Annotated in this window: 17 protein-coding genes; 1 reads left to right on the top strand and 16 read right to left on the bottom strand. The window is 47.7% G+C overall.

The window, feature by feature from the left end; genetic code table 11:
* Positions 1-22 precede the first annotated feature (22 nt).
* The 16 genes from astA to pilM form a co-directional block, all read right to left on the bottom strand.
* Positions 23-1,042 (bottom strand): arginine N-succinyltransferase, encoded by a 1,020-nt coding sequence (gene astA / locus PG915_RS02390; protein WP_353497726.1) that lies wholly within the window; start codon positions 1,040-1,042, stop codon positions 23-25.
* A gap of 81 nt (positions 1,043-1,123) precedes the next feature.
* On the bottom strand, positions 1,124-2,335 hold the full coding sequence (locus PG915_RS02385) for an aspartate aminotransferase family protein (RefSeq protein ID WP_353497725.1): 1,212 nt from the start codon (positions 2,333-2,335) through the stop codon (positions 1,124-1,126).
* Between the two features lie 380 nt (positions 2,336-2,715).
* Complete coding sequence (locus tag PG915_RS02380; protein ID WP_353497724.1) at positions 2,716-3,297, bottom strand: aminodeoxychorismate/anthranilate synthase component II; 582 nt, start codon at positions 3,295-3,297, stop codon at positions 2,716-2,718.
* 127 nt (positions 3,298-3,424) lie between these two features.
* Positions 3,425-6,091: an ExeM/NucH family extracellular endonuclease gene (locus PG915_RS02375; RefSeq protein ID WP_353497723.1), complete on the bottom strand. Its 2,667-nt coding sequence runs from the start codon at positions 6,089-6,091 to the stop codon at positions 3,425-3,427.
* 253 nt (positions 6,092-6,344) lie between these two features.
* A complete protein-coding gene (gene trpS, locus PG915_RS02370) occupies positions 6,345-7,361 on the bottom strand; it encodes a tryptophan--tRNA ligase (protein WP_353497722.1) in 1,017 nt (338 codons plus the stop codon).
* A gap of 158 nt (positions 7,362-7,519) precedes the next feature.
* Positions 7,520-8,200, bottom strand: a complete 681-nt coding sequence (locus PG915_RS02365) for a phosphoglycolate phosphatase (RefSeq protein WP_353498646.1) — start codon at positions 8,198-8,200, stop codon at positions 7,520-7,522.
* 12 nt (positions 8,201-8,212) lie between these two features.
* Complete coding sequence (rpe, locus tag PG915_RS02360) at positions 8,213-8,890, bottom strand: ribulose-phosphate 3-epimerase (protein WP_252012666.1); 678 nt, start codon at positions 8,888-8,890, stop codon at positions 8,213-8,215.
* A 104-nt stretch (positions 8,891-8,994) separates the two neighbouring features.
* Positions 8,995-9,819 (bottom strand): Dam family site-specific DNA-(adenine-N6)-methyltransferase, encoded by an 825-nt coding sequence (locus tag PG915_RS02355; RefSeq protein ID WP_353497721.1) that lies wholly within the window; start codon positions 9,817-9,819, stop codon positions 8,995-8,997.
* A 158-nt stretch (positions 9,820-9,977) separates the two neighbouring features.
* Entirely contained in the window at positions 9,978-11,471 is a 1,494-nt protein-coding gene (locus PG915_RS02350) for an AAA family ATPase (RefSeq protein WP_353497720.1), read from the bottom strand.
* Positions 11,472-11,575: 104 nt separating this feature from the next.
* Positions 11,576-12,661, bottom strand: a complete 1,086-nt coding sequence (aroB, locus tag PG915_RS02345; protein ID WP_353497719.1) for a 3-dehydroquinate synthase — start codon at positions 12,659-12,661, stop codon at positions 11,576-11,578.
* A gap of 30 nt (positions 12,662-12,691) precedes the next feature.
* Positions 12,692-13,210, bottom strand: coding sequence for a shikimate kinase AroK (gene aroK / locus PG915_RS02340; RefSeq protein ID WP_353497718.1), 519 nt, complete (start codon positions 13,208-13,210; stop codon positions 12,692-12,694).
* Between the two features lie 185 nt (positions 13,211-13,395).
* On the bottom strand, positions 13,396-15,132 hold the full coding sequence (locus PG915_RS02335; protein ID WP_353498645.1) for a type IV pilus secretin PilQ family protein: 1,737 nt from the start codon (positions 15,130-15,132) through the stop codon (positions 13,396-13,398).
* Positions 15,132-15,638 (bottom strand): pilus assembly protein PilP, encoded by a 507-nt coding sequence (locus tag PG915_RS02330; RefSeq protein ID WP_353497717.1) that lies wholly within the window; start codon positions 15,636-15,638, stop codon positions 15,132-15,134. Before PG915_RS02330 ends, PG915_RS02335 begins: the two co-directional genes overlap by 1 nt.
* Positions 15,628-16,212 (bottom strand): type 4a pilus biogenesis protein PilO, encoded by a 585-nt coding sequence (locus tag PG915_RS02325; protein WP_353497716.1) that lies wholly within the window; start codon positions 16,210-16,212, stop codon positions 15,628-15,630. Before PG915_RS02325 ends, PG915_RS02330 begins: the two co-directional genes overlap by 11 nt.
* Positions 16,212-16,802 (bottom strand): PilN domain-containing protein, encoded by a 591-nt coding sequence (locus PG915_RS02320; protein WP_353497715.1) that lies wholly within the window; start codon positions 16,800-16,802, stop codon positions 16,212-16,214. The genes PG915_RS02325 and PG915_RS02320 overlap by 1 nt, the downstream gene beginning before the upstream one ends.
* Before the next feature lies 1 nt (position 16,803).
* Positions 16,804-17,781, bottom strand: coding sequence for a pilus assembly protein PilM (gene pilM, locus PG915_RS02315; protein ID WP_353497714.1), 978 nt, complete (start codon positions 17,779-17,781; stop codon positions 16,804-16,806).
* A 146-nt stretch (positions 17,782-17,927) separates the two neighbouring features.
* On the opposite strand from pilM, the gene PG915_RS02310 reads away from it, so the two are divergent.
* Positions 17,928-20,576 (top strand): penicillin-binding protein 1A, encoded by a 2,649-nt coding sequence (locus tag PG915_RS02310; RefSeq protein ID WP_353497713.1) that lies wholly within the window; start codon positions 17,928-17,930, stop codon positions 20,574-20,576.
* Positions 20,577-20,702 lie beyond the last annotated feature (126 nt).

Here is a 20,702-nt window from a genome sequence, read left to right as displayed (position 1 = left end):
TTGTGGAGGCGAGTAACGTCGCTTATTGAGCCAGCATACGAACCATGTCGCCATCAGCAACATTCAGTGCATCCGCCGCCTCAGGAGACAACAATACGGTGCCAGACTCGGCGTCAAACGCCGCTTTAGCCGCCGTCGCACGGAAGTGCTCAAAAGAAGTATTAGCAATCAGGTAGTCCTGTGAACTGGTGTGCTCAGAGACCGACACCTTAGCGCGAAATGAATCTCGTACCGCTTGGATATTACGAAGATCGCATTCAACCGTTGGACCTGCATCGAAGATGTCGACATAGTTCCGACAAGTAAAACCTTCTTTCTCAAGTAGTTTTAATGCAGGACGCGTATTTTCATGCACTTGACCGATAACCGCTTGCGCTTCTTTACTCAGCAGATTGATGTAAATAGGTAGCTTTGGCATTAGGTCGGCAATAAAGCCTTTTTTACCTATACCTGTTAGATAATCTGCCATCGTGAAATCGATCGAGAAGAAGTGCTCTTGTAACCACTGCCAAAACGGTGAGTTACCTTCTGCATCCGACACGCCGCGCATTTCTGCAAAGATGGTTTTAGAAAAGCGCTCTGGGTGCTCTGCCATCATCAAGAAGCGACATTTCGACATTAGGCGTCCATTTAGACCACCTCGAAACTCCGGACGCAAGAACAAGGTACAGATTTCACTACAGCCAGTGTAATTGTTGCCAAAGGTCAAAAGCTTCACCACGTTGTTGACGTTCAGCTTTGGCGATGAGTGCACCACGGTACTTATGTGATAAGAGTAGAAAGGAACATCCCAACCAATCGCACCTTCAATACCCGTTGTCCCTGCGACTTCGCCGGTTTCGGTGTCAAAGCCAACCATCAAATAACCTTCGTCGGTAGGCGCCGTGACATCATGTTTAGCAAAGCTGTATTCAGAGTGGGTAATTCGGTTTGTCAGAAGCTCTTCATTAACGGGAAGAGAAGTGAAACCGTGGCCTGATTCTACCGCGCAAGTATGCAGCGCATCGTAGTCAGACATAGTGATAGGACGAACAACAAGCATCAATAATCCCTCCTGACGCGAACTCTCTCGGAACATCCAAATCCGAGAGAGTATCTAAAAGCCGACTTATCGGCTGTCTGCTTAAACTAGCGTACCAATGGCTTTGTCTAGTTTAGCTAATCCTTCTTCAACTTCTTGTTGAGTGATAACCAGTGATGGTGTGAAGCGCACCACGTTGGCACCGGCAACCAGCACCATCAAACCTTGTTGGCCTGCAGCAACTAATACGTCACGAGCTCGGCCTTGCCACTCTTCGTTAAGCGCAGCGCCAAGTAGCAAGCCTTTGCCACGAATTTCACTAAATAGGTCATATTTCGCGTTGATTTTCTCAAGACCTTCACGGAACCAAGCCTCACGCTCAGCAACGCCTTCTAGTACGTCCTTGCGAGAAACTACATCAACAACCGCCTCTGCTACCGCACACGCGAGCGGGTTACCGCCATAGGTTGAACCATGGGTTCCCACCTTCATGTGAGCGGCCAGTTTTTCTGTGGTTAGCATGGCTCCGATAGGGAAGCCGCCGCCCAGAGATTTAGCCGTGCTCAGAATATCAGGCGTGATACCAAGACCTTGGTAAGCGTAAAAGTTACCGGTACGGCCGTTACCTGTTTGTACTTCATCAAAGATAAGTAGCGCATTGTACTTATCACAAAGCTCACGAACGGCTTGAACGAATTCAGGTTGCGGAGAAACGATACCGCCCTCACCTTGTAGTGGCTCCATCATCACCGCACAGGTTTTCTCAGACATTTGCGCTTCGAGCGCCGCGATATCGTTATAAGGAATGTGTGTCACGTCACCTGGCTTAGGACCAAAACCATCGGAGTAGGCCGCTTGACCACCCACTGTCACGGTAAAGAAAGTACGGCCGTGGAAGCCTTGGTTAAACGCGATGATTTCTGACTTTTCAGTGCCATGTACATCCGCTGCCCAGCGACGCGCAAGCTTAAGCGCTGCTTCGTTCGCTTCTGCACCCGAGTTGGCAAAGAACACGCGCTCAGCAAAGCTCACTTCAGTCAGTTTTTTCGCAAGGCGCAGTGCAGGCTCATTGGTCATTACATTACTTAAGTGCCAAATTTTGTTGGCTTGCTCTGTAACCGCATTCACCATCGCAGGGTGGCAATGGCCTAAACAGCTCACCGCGATACCACCAGCAAAGTCGATATACTCGTTACCTTGCTGATCCCAAACACGTGCACCCTCACCCTTAACTGGAATCATCTCCATAGGGTTATAACAAGGCACCATTACCTCATCGAACCACTCACGAGTTACCGCTTTTTCCGTTGTCATAACACATTCCTTCTTATTACTGCGTGTGGACGAAAAGAGACTGGCCTTTAACGAGACGGTTTTAGGGGAACCTTCTCTTTCCATTGTCGACAGAACATTTTCTATCGACTTTCCACAGATGCAGCATTGTATTTACATTTATTTAACCATAGCAATAGTGAAAAAACCTTTTTAAGCGCACTTTGCGCCGGATTCAATATCGCCTTATGAGTATTTATGCATCATAAATGAATTTGAATGAAGTGTTTTTTGACGAAGGGGCGAAGAAACTGCTCAGGTAAGGTGTTCACTCGCTTTACATCAGTAAAAGCGAATAAATTTGCAAATCCATAAGCTAAACTTATGAGGGATAAGAAAACAAAAAGAGTGATCTAGATCGACTATTTCTGCAACAGGAAGTTACGCAAAAGCTCATGCCCTTGCTCAGTTTTGATAGATTCTGGGTGGAATTGAACAGCGTGAATGTTGAGGATCTTATGACGATACCCCATGATTTCGTCAAACTCGCCATTCTCAAGCTCGGTCCAGGCGGTTACTTCAAAGCAGTCAGGTAGACTGTCGCGAGCCACAATAAGCGAGTGATAGCGCGTCACAGTAAGAGGATTATTAAGTCCAGTGAACACACTCTGGTTGGTATGCCGAATCGGTGACGTCTTACCATGCATCACCTGCCTTGCACGCACGACTTCGCCACCAAACACCTGTGCTATCGCCTGATGACCTAAGCAGACACCAAGCAGTGGCAATTTGCCAGCAAAGTGTTTGATCACATCAAGCGAGATCCCTGCCTCATTGGGTGTACAAGGATCAGGGGAAATAACCAAGTGGGAAGGGTTTAAAACCTCGATACCGGCAATATCAATCTCATCGTTACGCACGACTTTGACCTCTGTGCCCAATTCAGAAAAATACTGAAACAGGTTAAAGGTGAAGGAATCGTAGTTGTCGATGATGAGTAGCATAGTCAGACTTTAAAGGGTTGCGCACCAAGAGGCGGTATTGTGCAATACCTGCGATGAAAGGCAAGCGCAGAATTATGGTTTATTGAAATTAAGGCCAGCTTACGCTGGCCTTACAAGTCTACAAGCGTTAACGTTTTACATGACGTCGTTGACGACGATAAACACCAAAACCGAACAGCGCGAGTAGAGAAGCTAGGCCAGTTGAACCAGCGCCATCCTTTTTCTCTTCCTCTTGAGAATAATCAATAGCAATCAAGATAGGGTCGTGATCCGATGCTGAATACGCATCTTGGTACTTCGCCATATCTCCAGTGTACTTGCTGCTGTACTCAAACAAATTACTCTCCAGCGAGTTAATGTGCCAGTCTTCAATCGCCACCACTTTCTGCGCCAAGCTTTGATTCGCCAGCGCGTGGTCTAGGTTGCCAAGCTCGCCACCATAGTTGTATGAGAACGTCTCAGCCCCATGCAGTCTGGTATTGAGATTCACGAGCCCATACCCTTGATTAATAATGGTACCTTGCTGCTGGTAAACCTTGTTAGTGCCATCATCATTTAGGCCAAGCGTGGTGTAAGAGGCGGTCTTAATTTCACGCTTGTGCTGCGCAGGATCGTAGTCGGTCAGAACGAGAATTGGATCTTCCATGCCATAAGCATTCATATCCCCCATCACCAGGATATCGCCAGATACCTGGTCGATGGCATCCCCTAGCACTTTCGCTGCCGATACGCGGAAGTTATTACAGTTGCCTTGCAAATCGCTTGGTTCACTATCTTCAACACCGGCAATCCACTCTTCAATACACTCAGAGCCTTTAGACTTGAAGTGATTGACGACGATGGTGATGGACTCGTCACTGCCTTTCACATCAAACGTCTGCAGCAAACTGTGGCGCTGATACTTATCGTAGCTTGGGTTGGTGGTGTCATCTTTCTCACGGCTGATTAAGCCAGCTTCAATGTGCTGCTCAGGCATTGGTATTACTTGAGCGCTTTGATTCACTTCCACCTTGCTAGGCTTGTAGATCATCGCCACCATGATGGCATCACTGCCTAGATACGCATCTTGATGTTTGTCCGTAGCCTCTATCTCAACATAGGCGTAGTGGTCATCGGTATTATCAAATTCTGCATTAAGCGCGGTAACCAAGTTGTTCAGCGCGCTGCCTTCACCAAACCCATTATTTTCAATTTCCATTAGGCCGATGATGTCTGCGTTCATCGCTTTCATTGCCGCAACGATTTTCGCACGTTGGATCTCAAACTCGGCAAAACTCTCTGCACCGCGATTTTGACCAAGGGCATTAGGATCGCCACTGTCTGCGACCGAGTTGAAGTAGTTGAGCACATTAAAGCTTGCTACGTGCAGATCGGCATCCACAACGCTAGGGGCAGCTTTACGCTCGACATTGAAGCCCTCACCTATCGCGACAAAATTACTCTTATCGAGCTCGTTGGTGACAATCAAGCGATACTCATTGTAGCTATAGGTAACGACGGCTTGCATGCCTTCCACTCGTGAGCCTAAACGTAGGTGATTTTCAGAACTGCCATTTTGATCCGGGTCAGTGGCAAAATCTGGGTAATAAGGGATCTGACCGTTTGGCGCTTTTTGATCAGATTCAACAAACACACGGTGATTGGCATTATGCTCGGCAAGTGCTATCGACTCACTACTCTCAGCTGGATGTAACTGTGTCGGCTTGTACAACGGAGCTTGGTAGGAAAGCAACATGTTATTGCGGCGCGCATCGTAATCATACGAGAAGTTACGCGTAATATGCAGCGCACTTTGATCGGTGAGCTCAATCAACATGCCTTCATGACGCTCAAGTGCTTGCTTAAGGTTTTCGCCTTCAAGCGGTTCCAGTGGCGTCGCCGCAGGGGCAGTGCCAGAGCTCTGCTTGAGATAGCTGTTCATGTCTGACACAAGCTGGGTATGAGAGTAATACTCTTTTACTTTACCTTTCACGCACACCACATCGCCAGGCACTAGATCAGCGACCAAACCGCCAGTGTGAACAAACAAACCATCGGATGTCGCAACGTCGTTATCTGGGGTGACATCTTGCAGGTAAAAACCCTTGGTTAGGCCAGAGGTAACAGCAGAAACCACGCCGTTAACGAAGAAGTCCTCATCGGTGATATACGGGTAGCCATCAATAAATGGAGAGCTATCACCACTGCCCTGAATTTGGCTAATGGTGGTGAAGCTTGGCGTAGCACCAGAATCTGTACACGTGAATACCTCGGGCGCTGCTTGCAGATCGTAGTCACCTAAACCATCAATCACGTCCTTATCTAACGTTACCCAATCCGAAGCATTAAACGTCGCACTTGCCTCGCTGGCAGCAGAGGTTCTTACTAAGGTCACGTCCTTACCAAAATCTACATCACCCATGATACCAAGCACATCATGAACACTGCCGTCCGATTTCAAGATAGCGATGGGGTCATCACCATTAAAGCTCGTGACATTGTTTTCCACTTCGTCACTCACGGCTTTGATTGCATCGCTTGCGCTAGAATTCGCAAACACCATGACCTGTTTCGCCGCGAGAGTTTTACCATCCAAAGACAGTGTGCTGCCCCAAATGCCATCACCATTGGCTGATCGTGCTAACTGATAACCATCAAGCGCCAGCGGCGTATCGCCGGTATTGGCTATCTCTATCGCTTTATTAAAACCACCACCTTCAACATACTGGGAAATGATCAGCTCGGCATTCGCATTTGCCGCCAGCAGCGATCCTATCATCACTGCAAGCAAGGAGCGTCGGTTGTTCGTTGTCATACATCCACCTGAATATCTCGTTATTGTTATCTAATGAAGCTAAATTCAGGACAACTATCACGTTAATTCATGAAACAAATAAGACACGTCAGGGTGTTTTGAGCGATTTATCACAGTGCTACATAGGAATTTGTAGCACAACACCAACTTTCAACAGAACTGGTTCCGGTCATGCAATCGTTTACAAATCATGCACTTATTGCAGAAACAAAAACCACCCGTTGGGGTGGTTTTTGTTTCTGCAATGATGATGTTATGGGCGAGCTACAAAACCTACCGCTTTGTACGCCTTCGCTAGCATCTCTGCTGCGCGAGCAGATGCCTTATCAGCACCTTGGCGCATCACTTCATCCATGTAAGCACGATCTTCACGAATACGACGGTACTCAGATTGGATTGGCTCAAGCATGGCTACCAGTGCTTCACCGACATCTTTCTTAAATGGACCGTACATTTCAACGCCTGCGTATTGCGCTTCAATCTCTTCAAACGTTTTACCAGTTGCCGCAGAGTACAGACCCATTAGGTTAGAGATACCCGCTTTATTATCCCAATCGTGAGCAATGCGCGGCGGCGTCTCAGTGTCTGTTTGCGCCTTGTTAATCTTCTTAAGAATCGACTTTGGCTCTTCTAGCAGCGTGATAACGTTTTTACGGTTATCGTCCGATTTAGACATCTTCTTAGTCGCATCTTGCAGGCTCATTACGCGCGCATTCACAGTCGGAATGTAAGGCTCTGGTACTTCAAAGATTGGCGATTCAGGGCTGTAGATGTTGTTAAAGCGAGTCGCGATGTCACGCGCTAGCTCTAGGTGCTGCTTCTGGTCACTACCTACTGGCACTTGGTGGGCACCGTATAGCAGGATATCCGCAGCCATCAATACAGGGTAGTCGTATAGACCCACGTTAACATCGTTAGCGTAACGCTGAGATTTGTCTTTAAACTGAGTCATACGATTCAGTTCACCCATTTGGGTGTAACAGTTAAGAAGCCAACCAAGTTGAGCATGCTCTGGTACGTGTGACTGAACAAATAGCGTGCTCTTCTTTGGATCAACACCAACCGCAAGGCAGATTGCTAGTGCGTCTAGAGTTGCCTCATGCAGCGCTTTTGGATCTTGGCGAACCGTGATGGCATGAAGGTCAACAACGCAGTACTGGCAGTCATAGTCGTCTTGCATTTGTTGCCATTGACGTAGAGCACCCAAGTAGTTACCGATACTTAGTTCACCTGACGGCTGAACACCACTTAATACAATGGGTTTGCTCATGATTATGATTCCTTTGACTTCTTGACGAGATAATTTAGGAGAATGAAAAACCGCGTTCTTTTAACGCGGTTTTAGCAGTGTACTCATTGGCGAGTATTTTGCCAGTGTTTTATAACTAGGGGATAGAAAGACACTGGCTTCACGGCATATTGAGGAAGTTAAGCGTCGATACCGACCGCTTTTAGCACATCCGACACAATGTCAGCGACAAAATCTGGCTTGGCATTGGCAATCGGCTCGCCATGGTTGTAACCATAAGTCAAACCAAACGCGTGACAGCCCGCGTTGCGCGCCGCAAGAATGTCATTCTTTGAATCGCCAACCATCAGTACCTGCTCGGCAGAGACTTGTTCTTGTTCCATCAACCAGTGCAGAGCAATAGGATCTGGCTTGCGCTTTTCAAACGCATCACCACCCAACACGTGCTTGAAGTACTTATCCAGCTTGTGCTGTTCTAGTAGCTCTGGAACAAACTTTGATGGTTTGTTGGTAAGCAGAGCGACAGTGATACCGTTGGCAACCAAGGTATCCAGCGTTTGATGCACCGCTGGATAAAGGTGGCTAAGTTTGTGACCACTCGCTTTATAGAAATCATCGAACAGAACTCGCGCTTTTGCGAGTAGCTCTGGAGACAAGCTTGAGTCAACCTCAATGCTTTGGCTCAGCGAACGACCAATCAAGATGTCAGCGCCATTGCCAACATAGTCACGAACTTGCTCTTCTGTTACCGCAGGGTAACCAAGCTCTTGAACCGCTTGGTCAGCAGCTAGGGCAAGGTCAGGCACGCTGTCGAGAAGCGTACCATCGAGATCGAATACAACCAGTTTAATTGTGCTCATCATGACTGCCCGTTACTTACTTTCTACTTTAGCAAGTTCAGCACGCATCTCATCAATCACCTCTTTGTAATCTGGACGATTGAAGATAGCGCTACCCGCAACAAACATGTCCGCACCCGCTTCAGCGATTTCGCGAATGTTGTCGACTTTCACGCCGCCATCAATCTCAAGGCGAATGTTACGACCAGACGCATCGATACGCTTACGAACTTCGCGCAGCTTATCTAGCGTTGAAGGGATGAACGATTGACCGCCAAAACCAGGGTTAACCGACATTAGTAGAATCAGGTCAACCTTGTCCATGATGTAATCAAGGCAAGAAAGCGGCGTTGCAGGGTTTAGTACCACACCCGCCTGACAGCCGTGCTCTTTGATGAGCTGAAGCGTGCGATCAACGTGCTCAGACGCTTCAACGTGGAAAGTGATCATGCTTGCGCCTGCTTTGGCAAAGTCAGGTACGATGCTGTCGACAGGTTTCACCATTAAGTGAACATCAATTGGAGCAGTGATGCCGTAGTCGCGCAGCGCTTTACAGATTGGCGCACCGAACGTTAGGTTAGGCACATAGTGATTATCCATCACATCGAAGTGAACGACGTCAGCACCCGCAGCGAGTACTTTTTCGACATCCTCCCCCAAACGAGCAAAGTCTGCAGAGAGAATGGATGGAGCAATAAGAAAGTCTTTCATACCTAACCTCAGTGAAATGGATTGCAAGCGAGTCTTTACATAACAGTAACAGTGCGCGCAATTCTACCGAAGCAAGGGGGTAAATCCTAGCCCTTGGCTAGGAGTTATTGATCTCGCGGTTCAAATAATGCCAACAATTCATCGACTTTATTGCGACCGGCGCCATTGCGGCTAATGGTTCGCTTCACTTTAACCACATTAAGCTGGGCTCCGTGATACAAGCGTCGCGTCAGCGTGGTGTCGTGGTTAGAGATCAGTACAGGAATACCACGGTCAAAAGCCGCATGTTCAGCCACATCGGCAAGCGCAGCCTGATCGTCCAAGGTAAAACCATTACCTGCATAAGAGGTAAAATTGGCGGTGTTGGAAAGCGGAGCGTACGGAGGATCGCAGTAAATCACGCTGCCTTTGCGAGCGCGCTTAAATGTCTCAGGGTAACCCTCGCAGACAAACGTTGCTTTCTTCGCTTTCTCTGCAAAAAACTCCATTTCGTTCTCAGGGAAGTATGGCTTTTTGTAGGAGCCAAACGGCACGTTAAAGCCCCCCTTTTTGTTGTAACGACATAAGCCGTTAAACCCAAAACGGTTCATGTACAAGAACGCTACCGAACGAAACATGATGTCGTCGGTTTGGTTAAACTGAGCGCGAATATCGAGATAGACTTCTTTACGATTGTGCTCTGCGGTAAATAGACGTTTCGCCTCAGCAATGTATTGCTCTGGCTGCGTCTTGAGTAGGTTGTAAAGATTGATAAGATCTGGGTTAATATCGGCGAGCAGGTATTGCTCATAATCCGTATTAAGAAAAACAGAGCCTGCACCAACGAAGGGTTCTACCAGTTTTCTAGCGTCTGGCAAATGCTTTTGAATGTCTTCAACCAAGCCATATTTTCCACCAGCCCACTTAAGAAAGGCACGTTGCTTCTTCATTACTTGCTCTATTTACTGCCACCCCAAAAATTAAGGCTGTGGAATATATCATAATTCAAATTGTTATGTTGACCTTTCTGGTAGAAAGGTCAACAGCGCTTGGTGTAAATGTTGACGGAGTCGCCGTTAACTAGCTCACAGTCGACTAGCTCGAAAGCTTATTCAGTCCAGCGAGCAATTTCACGCTTCACTTGGCTCAACGCTTTTGGCCATGGACCAAGCGACTGTAGCTCTGCTGGGAGCTTCTCCGCCGCATCTCGCGCTTGCTGAATCGTTGCGTAATTATCGTAAGTGACGATATACCACTTTTCCTCGCCACGCAGAGTCGGATAAATGCGCACCGGCTTATCAAAACTATGCTGGTTCAAAAATAGCTGCACATCTTCTAGCTCTGTCATCGCCGCAATCTGTAGCGTGTAGCTGTTCGAGGCTAATGCATTCAGCTGGTCTCTCGCAAACGAGAATGTAATAGGCGTTTGAAGCGCTTCTGTCACACCATCATCAATCACCACCTCTGGTGGAGGCTCAATAGCCACTGGCTGAATATTACTCGTGTTTTTTGCACTATCCACCGCTTGCTGGATTTCTTTAGCTTGCTGCGCGGCAATGTCGGTCTTATCTTCTAGTAAAGCATCAACCACATCAGAGGTGATCACGACACGCTCACCAGTCTCCGCGACGCCCACACTAGCCGTTTCTGACGTCACCACCGGTGGCAATGCCTCGGAATCATCCGTGGCGGTCAAGTTTGATGGCATCTCTTGATTGGCTTTTTGCGCTTGCTCTTCACTTGCAGCATCCACTGGCTGCTCTAAAGTCGGGATCACGGTTTGTTCACTCGCCATCTCGACTGGTGCAACACTCGGTTTTGGAGCTTGCAGTAACCAGCGATAGCCTAAGAACAGCAGCAACAGAATAACGGCAACGGTGACGGCAATCTTCGCGGGCGAGCCCACCAATGAACGAATAATCACTTTCTTTTCCACTTTGTGCTCTCCTAGCGCCAAAATTTCTCCCGGAAGCGGTCTGATATTAGTAAACGCGCTTTTGATTCTTTTTTCAACGCTTTCATCGAGATAGCGTAGAACCAAACTCTCAAAAAAACGCTCAGCCTCAGCCTCTGGTAATTCATCAATATCCAACTCAACCGGCTTGATATCCAGTCCATGACTTAATCTTGCAAGCTTAGTCGATACTGAATCACTCGCGGTAAACAACACCACGCTGATGTTTTGCTTAGGTGTGGAAAGCGCAGCGCTATAAAGCAGCCAGAGTTCAGCCAATAGTGCTTGAGACGCATGGTGGGCGTTATCGACCACAATAACGATGTTACACGCTTCACCATCTAAAATACGCTCGATACTGTCATTGAGTGAATCGGTGGTGCTGTACATTTGATGTGGAAACAGCTGCCTGAGAATATTACCGCGATTGACCTCATCCTCCTGGTTAGGCAGGCAGGTCACTAACGACTGGTTTTTGTCATACGACCACGCTTCTAGATAGCGATGAGCAAGCCAGGTTTTTCCAGCTCCCGCCTCACCTTTGACGACCACAAAGTTTGAAGCAAATTGCGTCAACAGCTGCATTCTTTCAAGCAACTGGGTTTGTGAATCGAGTTCTAGCACTCGCAATTCATAGGACAAACTCATCCCGGTTTTCTACCACCAATCCAAACTAAAAAAGGCTCCAACTGGAGCCTCTTATTCTATTCGCGGATGTCGCCTAACCTCAACTCTCTATCGTTAAGTATTGGCTACTTGCGACATAAATCAATCGCTTGCTCAATCAGATCACTTGGTACATCAGAGACCACTTGCGCGCTGCCGATAGAGGTCGGCAACACCAAACGCAACTTACCCGATAACACCTTTTTGTCGCGCATCATGTGCTTGATGAAATCATCAAAGCTCATTGACTCAGGCGTATGTACGGGCAGTTTCGCTCGCTCTAGCAAAGCAATAATACGAGTGACTTGCTGCGGCGTGATATCACCTAGCAGTTGAGCGGTATGAGCCGCCATCGCAGTGCCAGAAGACACAGCCTCTCCATGTAGCCATTTACCATACCCTAGTTCCGCTTCGATAGCATGACCAAATGTATGACCTAGATTCAATAACGCACGAATACCCGACTCTTTCTCATCTTGAGCAACCACTTCAGCTTTGATCTGACAGCATCGCGCAATCGCATAGGTTAACGCTTGCTGGTCAAGAGCATAGAGTTTGTCGAGGTTTTCCTCTAGCCACTCAAAGAACGACTCATCATAGATGATGCCATACTTGATCACTTCGGCCATACCCGCTGCAAACTCACGTTCAGGTAACGTACGCAAACAGTTGGTATCGATGATTACCGCTTGAGGCTGATAAAAAGCACCGATCATGTTTTTACCCAGCTCATGGTTAACCGCTGTTTTACCACCAACCGATGAGTCCACTTGCGATAACAAAGTGGTTGGGATCTGCACAAAATCAACACCGCGCTGATAGCAAGCTGCCGAAAAGCCGACAAGATCGCCAATCACGCCACCACCCAGTGCGACTACAACGACATCGCGACCGTAGTTGCCCGAGAGCAGATGGGTTTGAACCGTGTTAAAGGTATCAAGAGTTTTGTATTGCTCACCATCAGGCAGTTCAAGCAATGAGGTTTTGCAACCTTTACTTTCCAACTGTTTAAGAATCACCTGAGCATAAAGAGGGGATACAGTGGTGTTGGTGATCACCACGACTGTTTTTCCGTCGGGAATTTGGGAAAATTGAGCCGAGTCATCAAATAACCCGGCACCAATTGAAATTGGGTAGCTGCGCTCACCAAGCTCGACCGTAATCCGTTCCATGGTTTGCTCTCCTAATGAAAAAGGTTTCGATTAACCTTCTTCTAGCATTTTTACGATTTGGTTGGCTACCACTTTTGCACTTTGATCGTCAGTACGAACCACATAGTCCGCCACTTCTTTGTAAAGATCATTACGCTCGTCCGCTAGGCTTTCTAGTACTTCGCGTGGGTTATCCGTTTGAAGTAATGGACGCTTCTTGTCGCGATTAGTGCGAGCAAGTTGTTTTTCGATAGTGGTTTCTAGATAAACAACGATACCACGAGCCGACAAGCGGTTACGGTTGTCTTTGCTCTTCACAGAACCACCGCCAGTAGCAAGTACAATACCTTGCTGCTCGGTTAGATCGTTAATAACGGTTTCTTCGCGCGCGCGGAAACCGTCTTCACCTTCAACGTCAAACACCCATGCGATGTCTGCGCCAGTGCGCTCTTCAATTACAGTATCAGAATCAACAAATTCCATATGAAGTTGTTGAGCTAGGTGTCTACCGATTGTACTTTTGCCGGCACCCATAGGGCCAACAAGAAAAATATTACGTTTCTCAGCCATGTTCAGCATTAATTTACAACGTTAATTCAATGACATCGCCACAAGAAAAGACCGAAAAGGAACCTCGGAAAAAAGGGCTTGTGGCACCGATTCCTCACAGATAAGTCGTGATAAGACCCGAAATTATCAAGGCAAGGTGGCTTTAATGCAACTTTATTTTTAATCCTTTTCAATTAATGACCATTTTACAAAGGGTTACCAAGATCTGTGAGTACTGGTGTTGGGGTAATAATCTTCGGCGTCACAAAGATTAGTAGCTCACTCTTACCGATATTTTCATAGGTTCGTCGAAATAATGCGCCCAAGCCTGGGATATCACCTAAAAGTGGCACTTTATCGATTTTATTGGAAAAGGTGTGTTGGTAAATTCCACCAAGCACCACAGTCTCACCGTTATTCACGAGAACCTGAGTACCGATACGTTGAGTGTCAATGGCGACCGTTTCTCCCTCTAGTGTTTTCAGTATTTCCCCCACTTGATCTTGGGTAACATCGAGGTCAAGTATTAACCGGTTATCCGGGGTAATTTGCGGCGTAACAGTCAGCGAGAGCACCGCTTTTTTAAACTCCACAGCAGTGGCGCCACTTGAGGTAGATTTGAGATACGGGATCTCTGTCCCTTGCTCAATATACGCCGACTTCTTATTGGTGGTGATCAACCTTGGGCTAGAGATAATTTCTGCTTTTGATTCGTTTTGTAGTGCTGAAAGCTCAAGGTCGAGCAAGGTATTGGTACCAAGACTCGCCACTTGAAACGCAATACTTGATGCATTATCAGATAGCGCTGGCAAATTGACGTTCAAAAAATCATCTATCTCAAGTTTTTCGCCACTACCTGCGGCAACAAGATTGCTTTCAATAGAGCCGCCAACAGTCGTGGTGCCATTGGATGAACTCACTCCCCAGCGGATCCCCAGTTCTTCAATGTTACCTTCTCTAATCGTCACCACTCGTGCTTCAATTTGAACCTGTTTTACGGGGATATCGAGCTCAGCAATAATGCTTTTAATGACTTCTATATTGTCAGGAAGATCGCGAAGCAATAGTGAATTGGTGCGCTCATCGACCGTCACAGAGCCGCGCTCAGATAGCATGCTGAGGGTCTCATTTCCACCGACCATGGCGGCCATTTCAGAGGCTTTGGCGTAATTAATCTTGACGATTTCTGACGCCAACTTACCAATTTTTTCAGTCAGTTGATGACGCTCTAGCTCAAGCTTTTCCTGTCGGTCAAGTTCTGCCTTTGGCGCCACCAGCACGACATCCCCTTTGACTCGTTTATCAAGGCCTTTAACGCGCAGAATAATATCAAGTACATCTGTCCACGGCACACTATCAAGACGCAGCGTCAAATTGCCTTGCACCGTATCTGAAACAACTAAGTTAAAATCATTGTACTCAGCAAGTAACTGCAGCACGTTACGAACTGGCATATCTTGAAAATTGATCGAGGTAAGCTGACCTTTGTTGCGCGACTCCAATGCCTTCTCGTCAGCGCGAGCTTGGCTAAGCTCAACAAACGTAACGCGAAGCTGGTTATCCGCTACCACGTATTGATAATCAACCGTTTGTTTGGTTCTCACGACTAAACGCACATCAGGCGACTCATCAAAAAGTTCGATGGTGGTGACGGGTGTGGCAAAATCGGTGACATCATAAATAGACAAATGCTCAGGCGTCACTTTCGTTTGCCGAAGCATAATGTTCAGACCATTGTCGCTGCCACTGACATCAACAGCGCTGTCCTGCTCGGACAGAGTAACCGTCAATACCCCCTGACGCTGCTCGTTGAGTTGAAATGAAACGTTGGTAATTTCATTAGCCGCAAGTTCGCCACTTGTCAGCAAGCCAATGCTCAATGCAAGACCATAGATAAGAAAATTGATGCCCTGCACCACTAAACGTTGCACGTGTTTCTCCATTACTTCAATGCCAGCTTTATTTGCCTTTGGTACCAGCATCCCAATCCATCGGACAAGGTCTCGCCTACAATCAGCGCATTTTCGGTTATTTGTTTGATTTGACCGTTGTTCTCGCCAAGAAAATGCCCCTCTTCCACTTTCACTACACGTCGATTGGGCAGCATCACCAAGCCGGTCATCTTGCCGTTTTTACTCATGATCCCTTTGGCCTGTAGTTCGCTAATTCGATAGAGCTCTAATCCTTGTTTGGTTCTGGTCTTCGGTTGCCAACAGCTCTGCCCGCGTTCAGGACTCTGCTGGGTTGCCATTTTCGGCAAACCGAAAGGCGATTGACTGCTCGACTCTTGGAAGCGTACTACCTCAGAAGACTGAATCAATCTCGCCGCCATTTTTTGCGGCTCAGAACTCGATTCTGCATTTAAAACAAACTGTTGCAATGAGTCTTGATTGGCGTTGCAACCAAATAAACCTAAAGTTATCAATATAGCTAGAGTGCTATTTTTCACCTTCAGCCTCCGCAATAAACTGGTAGGTAGTGGCATTAACACGAAAGTGCAGAGTGCTGCTTTCCAAACTGACTCTCTGCCATTCAGCATTTTCGATCAGTACAATGCGAGGCAGCTCAGCAATTGCCTGAGCGTAGCGGCCGATATCGTCATAACTTCCGGTCAGCTCGATATCTAAAGGAAGCTTTAATAAAAACTTCTGCGGCTGACGCTTACCCCAATTGATACGAGTGAAGGTAAGATGATTGTTGAGGCCTTGCTCGTTGATGTCTGCGAGCAAGCTTGCTAGCTCTTGCTGAGCAGGCAATTGACGCAAAAGCCTGTCGTAATGGTCAGAAAGATCGCTAAGATGCGCTGACATCACAGGCAACATAGCGGCCTTGCGAGCGACAACCTGCAGCTCTTGCTTCAGTTGAGTTTCTTGTTGTTTGTAGTAATCGAGGTCTTCAAGGCTGGGCTTCACCGAAAGCCATCCACTGACCAGTGCCGCCATCACAAACACAATACCGACCACGACAAGCTGTGGAATCAACGGCCAACTGCTCAATTCATCAAGTTCAAGGTCGAGTGACATTAGTTCACTCCTGTTTGCGGCTGCTTGGCTGGATTGGCAAGTAGCGCTGCACCATCAATAGCAAACGACAGCTCAAACGCTTGATATTTAGCGCCAAAGCGCTCGCGGTCATGAACGATAGAGTGCAGCACTACGTTATTGACCATCGTCGATTGTTCAAATCTATCCAGCATTTGAGCGAGGAAAGCGGTACTTTCTCCAATGCCACTGACCTTAAATTGCTCACCTTGCATACGGATCTTGTCTACATAGACTTGCGAAGGAATAAGAGTCGGCAGCAAATTCATTACCGCTGTTGTCTTATTGCGCTGCTGCTGCAGCCCATCAACGTAGTCAAGGCGGGCTTCTAGAGACTGCTGCTCACTTTTGGTCGATGACAATGCACGGATTTGACGTCGATAGTCATCAATTTCACCTTGCAGATAAGCAACCCGCTGTTGTTGAACACTGACCTCACTTGTCAGCTTCAGATTTAATAGATGTGACGTCGAATAACCAAGAAGCAGCGCCGCAACAAGCATCGCGATAAAGCGCTGTTGATGCTTCTTACGCTTGGCTTCTCGCCAAGGCAATAGGTTGATTATCTTCATATCAATGTCTCTTTAGCCAATTCAGACCATTGATTGCCGCCCCGACCGCAGAGGCATAGCATGGTGACAAAGGTTGGCCCGACTTGGTCTTACTTGTCGATAATCGCTGAAGATCAATGCAAGCTATTGGACAGGACAAGGCCTTAGTGACGCGATCGATCACGCCCTCTTGCTGCGCGTGTCCTCCCATCAAAATGACACCATCAATAGCCTCTTTCCCGGCCACCGAACGATACAATTGCAGTTGAGAAGCAACCCGCCCAGCAACAGACTCAAACACCACTTCAGATAGCGACTTGAACTGACTTTCTGCACGATTTTGTAGTTCGGGGATAGGTTCCAGTACCCATGATTTGGCCAACTCTGGAGAAAGCGCCGGCGGTGGAAGTAGTGTCGCTTGTACGCAGCCAAGATCCAGCACCGCATGATTTGCCAACGATGGTGTGTGAGCGCAAACCCAGCTCTGGACGCCGCGCAGTGCTCCATTGTTGGTGTCCAGCAACTTAGGACGAAAACCAAGCTTGATGATCACTTGAGACCAGCTATCGACGATAGATTGTTTGGTCACATGCACTCGATACGCCTCTACCGCAACATTGTCCTCTTCGGTTTCTTTAATAAAGTCCAAAGCAATGTCATCCATTGGGTACGGCGTCTGATGATTCATCGCTTGCTCAATGGCAAGCTCCTGCTCCTGCCCTTCAAGACCCGCCTCAAGTGTGACGACTTTGCTGATCACTGCACTTTCTGGCAGCACAATAGCGGCACTATTGCGAAATAACGGCGCAATCTTTCGCAGAATTTTAAGTTTCTTAACACTATCTTGATGTTTAAGGGCGTGGGGATCGGAGAAAATAGCATCACATCCTTTAAGCTCCAGATGGTTAACCAAGGAGATATCTGTACCATTACAAACCAAGACAACAGCTTTGGCACTGTGATGACCAATATCTATCCCGGTGATCCATTTTCTTGCCATGAAAAATAACCTCAACAAATACATAAACAACGTGAAAAGGTTGAGATCGACGCTCAAATAAGCGTTAATTAACCCTATAGGTATATTTTTGTCCTAGCCTACAAGTAATTACCTACTCGTAACCCCAATTAATTAGGAAATTCTCGGTGAAGTTCATAAAGAGACTGTTGGTTCTTGCATTCATTTGCATACTCCTTGGAGTCGGTACAATTTTTGGGTTTTACTACTACGTAAAACCTGAGCTACCTGATGTCGCCACTCTTAAAGACGTCCAACTACAAACACCGATGCAGGTGTTCAGCCAAGATGGGAAGCTGATCGCACAATTCGGCGAAAAACGCAGAATTCCAGTATCTTACGATGAGATCCCACAAGAACTTATCGAAGCTCTCATTGCGACAGAAGATAGCCGCTATTACGACCACTTTGGTTTTGACCCAATCGGTATTACCCGTGCGGCAGTGGCCGTTATCGCGTCCGGTAGTGCTTCACAAGGTGCAAGTACCATCACCCAGCAGCTAGCTCGTAACTTCTTCTTGTCGAACGAGAAGAAAATCATGCGTAAGGTGAAAGAGATTTTCATCGCCGTACACATCGAGCAACTTCTTAGCAAACAAGAAATCATGGAGCTCTACGTTAACAAAATCTTCTTGGGCTACCGCTCATACGGTTTTGGCGCCGCAGCACAGGCGTACTTCGGTCGTAACCTTGATGAACTTACTTTGAGTGAGATTGCGGTATTGGCCGGTCTTCCTAAAGCGCCATCGACCATGAACCCTATCTACTCTGTTGAACGTGCGACCCAGCGTCGTAATGTCGTGCTTTCACGCATGTTGTCTGAAAAATACATCACTCAAGCTGAATTTGATGAAGCGCGTGCGGAGCCAATTATCTCTCAATACCATGGCGCTGAGATCGAGCTAAGCGCTCCATATGTCGCAGAGATTGCTCGCGCTTGGATGGTGAGCCGCTACGGTGAAGAAGCGTACGAATCAGGCATGCGAATCACCACCACGATTGACTCGAAACTGCAAAAAGCAGGTCACATCGCGGCAATTAAAAACCTTCTAAACTACGACGAGCGACACGGTTACCGCGGCGCTGAAAAAGTGCTGTGGAAAGCAGGTCAAACCGCAATGACTGGCGAAGAGATTGCCAAGCACCTTCGTCGCCAGCCAACCTATGGTGAGCTTCGTCCTGCGGTGGTCACTAAAGTGGCCGATAAATCCGCTACGGTTTATGTAAAAAGCTATGGTGAACAAACTATCAGCTGGGAAAACATGAACTGGGCACGTAAGTTCCGTACCGATGATCGTCAAGGTGCAGCACCAAAAGCACCGAGCGATATCGTGGCCGTGGGTGAACAAGTTTGGGTTCGCGCCGCGGATCTCGATATCACTCCAGATGTGTCTCCTGAAGAAAAAGAAGCGCAAACGGAAGATGACCAAGTACCTGAGCCAATGGCTATCACGTGGCGTCTAAGCCAAGTGCCTAATGCCAATACGGCGTTTGTTGCTATCAACCCAGAAAACGGCGCAGTGCTGTCTCTCGTGGGTGGTTTTAACTTCGTACACAGTAAGTTTAACCGCGCAACACAATCGGTACGACAAGTAGGTTCGAGCATTAAGCCGTTTATCTACGCTGCCGCACTGGATAAAGATATGACGCTGGCAAGTCTTGTGAACGATGCGCCTATCAATAAGTGGGATAAGAGTGCAGGCACCGCTTGGCGCCCTAAAAACTCGCCTCCAACTTACACAGGCCCAACACGTCTGCGTATCGGTCTAGCGCAATCAAAGAACGTTATGGCGGTTCGTGTACTGCGTGAAGTAGGTCTGGATGAGACTCGTGATTACCTAACTCGATTTGGTTTTGATAAGTCTAAGCTACCTCGCTCTGAGACGATTGCTCTTGGTGCTGGCAGTTTGACGCCCGTTCAAATGGCACAAGGCTTCTCTGTGTTCGCTAACGGTGGATACTATGTAGAACCATTCTACATCAGTAAAGTGGAAGACCCATTCGGCAAAGTTGAGTTTGAAGCAAACCCGAAAGTGGTGTGTCATCAGAACTGTCCGGATATGCAAGCTCCTGAGTTTGCCAAGGCAGCAACAGAAGGCGCAGCGCCGAGCATTGAAGAAGCAACCAATGCCTCTGAGATTGAGCCACTGGACATCGCGCAATTTAACGAAGAAGACCTAACGGAAACCGACGAGCCGCGCTATGCACCAAAAGTGATTTCAGAGCAAACCGCGTTCCTAACGCGTGAAATGCTCTACAGCAACGTTTGGGGCGGTGGTAACTGGCGTGAAGGCACTGGTTGGAACGGTACTGGTTGGCGCGCTCAAAAGCTTAAGCGCCGCGATGTGGGCGGAAAAACGGGCACCACAAACGACTCGAAAGACGCGTGGTATAACGGTTATGGTCCAGGTATCGTCGCAACCGCTTGGGTTGGTTTCGATGACCACCAAAGAAAGCTTGGCCGCACAACGGCAAACGCGAACTTAGGTAAGGATCAAATCACCGGTGCTGAGGCAGGTGCAAAAACGGCTCAACCTGCATGGGTGGGCTTTATGGGCATGGCGCTTGAAGGTCACGATGTAGTCGGCAAGCAGGTACCAAACGATATCACTCGCGTGCGTATCGACCGTGACTCGGGTCTTCTCACCAATAAGACCGATGGTTCGACCATGTTTGAATACTTCAAGATTGGGACTGAGCCGACTGAGTACGTACAGGAAAGTCTAACGGATACCTTGTACTCTAGTGATGAGTCTGGTGGTGAGAGTCTATTCTAATGACGCTCTTTCATTTGCTATAGAACACTAAAATAAGTCGTCACCCCTAAAGCAACCGTCACCCCTGCGAAGGCAGGGGTCTTCTCAAAGCGCGCACCAGGCCTTAAGTAGATTCCTGCCTACGCA

Origin of the sequence: Vibrio sp. CB1-14, assembly GCF_040412085.2 — a bacterium.
GTDB classification, from domain to species: domain Bacteria; phylum Pseudomonadota; class Gammaproteobacteria; order Enterobacterales; family Vibrionaceae; genus Vibrio; species Vibrio chaetopteri.
Note: the sequence above shows the minus strand (reverse complement) of the source record. Positions and strands in the feature narration are given on the sequence as shown.

Excerpts from the sequence above, each read along its gene's own strand:
- PG915_RS02335 (WP_353498645.1), bottom strand. The coding sequence starts at position 15,132 with ATGGAGAAACACGTGCAACGTTTAGTGGTGCAGGGCATCAATTTTCTT.
- PG915_RS02365 (WP_353498646.1), bottom strand. The coding sequence starts at position 8,200 with ATGAGCACAATTAAACTGGTTGTATTCGATCTCGATGGTACGCTTCTC.
- aroB (WP_353497719.1), bottom strand. The coding sequence starts at position 12,661 with ATGGAACGGATTACGGTCGAGCTTGGTGAGCGCAGCTACCCAATTTCA.
- pilM (WP_353497714.1), bottom strand. The coding sequence starts at position 17,781 with ATGGCAAGAAAATGGATCACCGGGATAGATATTGGTCATCACAGTGCC.
- PG915_RS02350 (WP_353497720.1), bottom strand. The coding sequence starts at position 11,471 with ATGAGTTTGTCCTATGAATTGCGAGTGCTAGAACTCGATTCACAAACC.
- aroK (WP_353497718.1), bottom strand. The coding sequence starts at position 13,210 with ATGGCTGAGAAACGTAATATTTTTCTTGTTGGCCCTATGGGTGCCGGC.
- astA (WP_353497726.1), bottom strand. The coding sequence starts at position 1,042 with ATGCTTGTTGTTCGTCCTATCACTATGTCTGACTACGATGCGCTGCAT.
- PG915_RS02325 (WP_353497716.1), bottom strand. The coding sequence starts at position 16,212 with ATGTCACTCGACCTTGAACTTGATGAATTGAGCAGTTGGCCGTTGATT.
- trpS (WP_353497722.1), bottom strand. The coding sequence starts at position 7,361 with ATGAGCAAACCCATTGTATTAAGTGGTGTTCAGCCGTCAGGTGAACTA.
- PG915_RS02375 (WP_353497723.1), bottom strand. The coding sequence starts at position 6,091 with ATGACAACGAACAACCGACGCTCCTTGCTTGCAGTGATGATAGGATCG.
- PG915_RS02320 (WP_353497715.1), bottom strand. The coding sequence starts at position 16,802 with ATGAAGATAATCAACCTATTGCCTTGGCGAGAAGCCAAGCGTAAGAAG.
- rpe (WP_252012666.1), bottom strand. The coding sequence starts at position 8,890 with ATGAAAGACTTTCTTATTGCTCCATCCATTCTCTCTGCAGACTTTGCT.
- PG915_RS02385 (WP_353497725.1), bottom strand. The coding sequence starts at position 2,335 with ATGACAACGGAAAAAGCGGTAACTCGTGAGTGGTTCGATGAGGTAATG.
- PG915_RS02355 (WP_353497721.1), bottom strand. The coding sequence starts at position 9,819 with ATGAAGAAGCAACGTGCCTTTCTTAAGTGGGCTGGTGGAAAATATGGC.
- PG915_RS02380 (WP_353497724.1), bottom strand. The coding sequence starts at position 3,297 with ATGCTACTCATCATCGACAACTACGATTCCTTCACCTTTAACCTGTTT.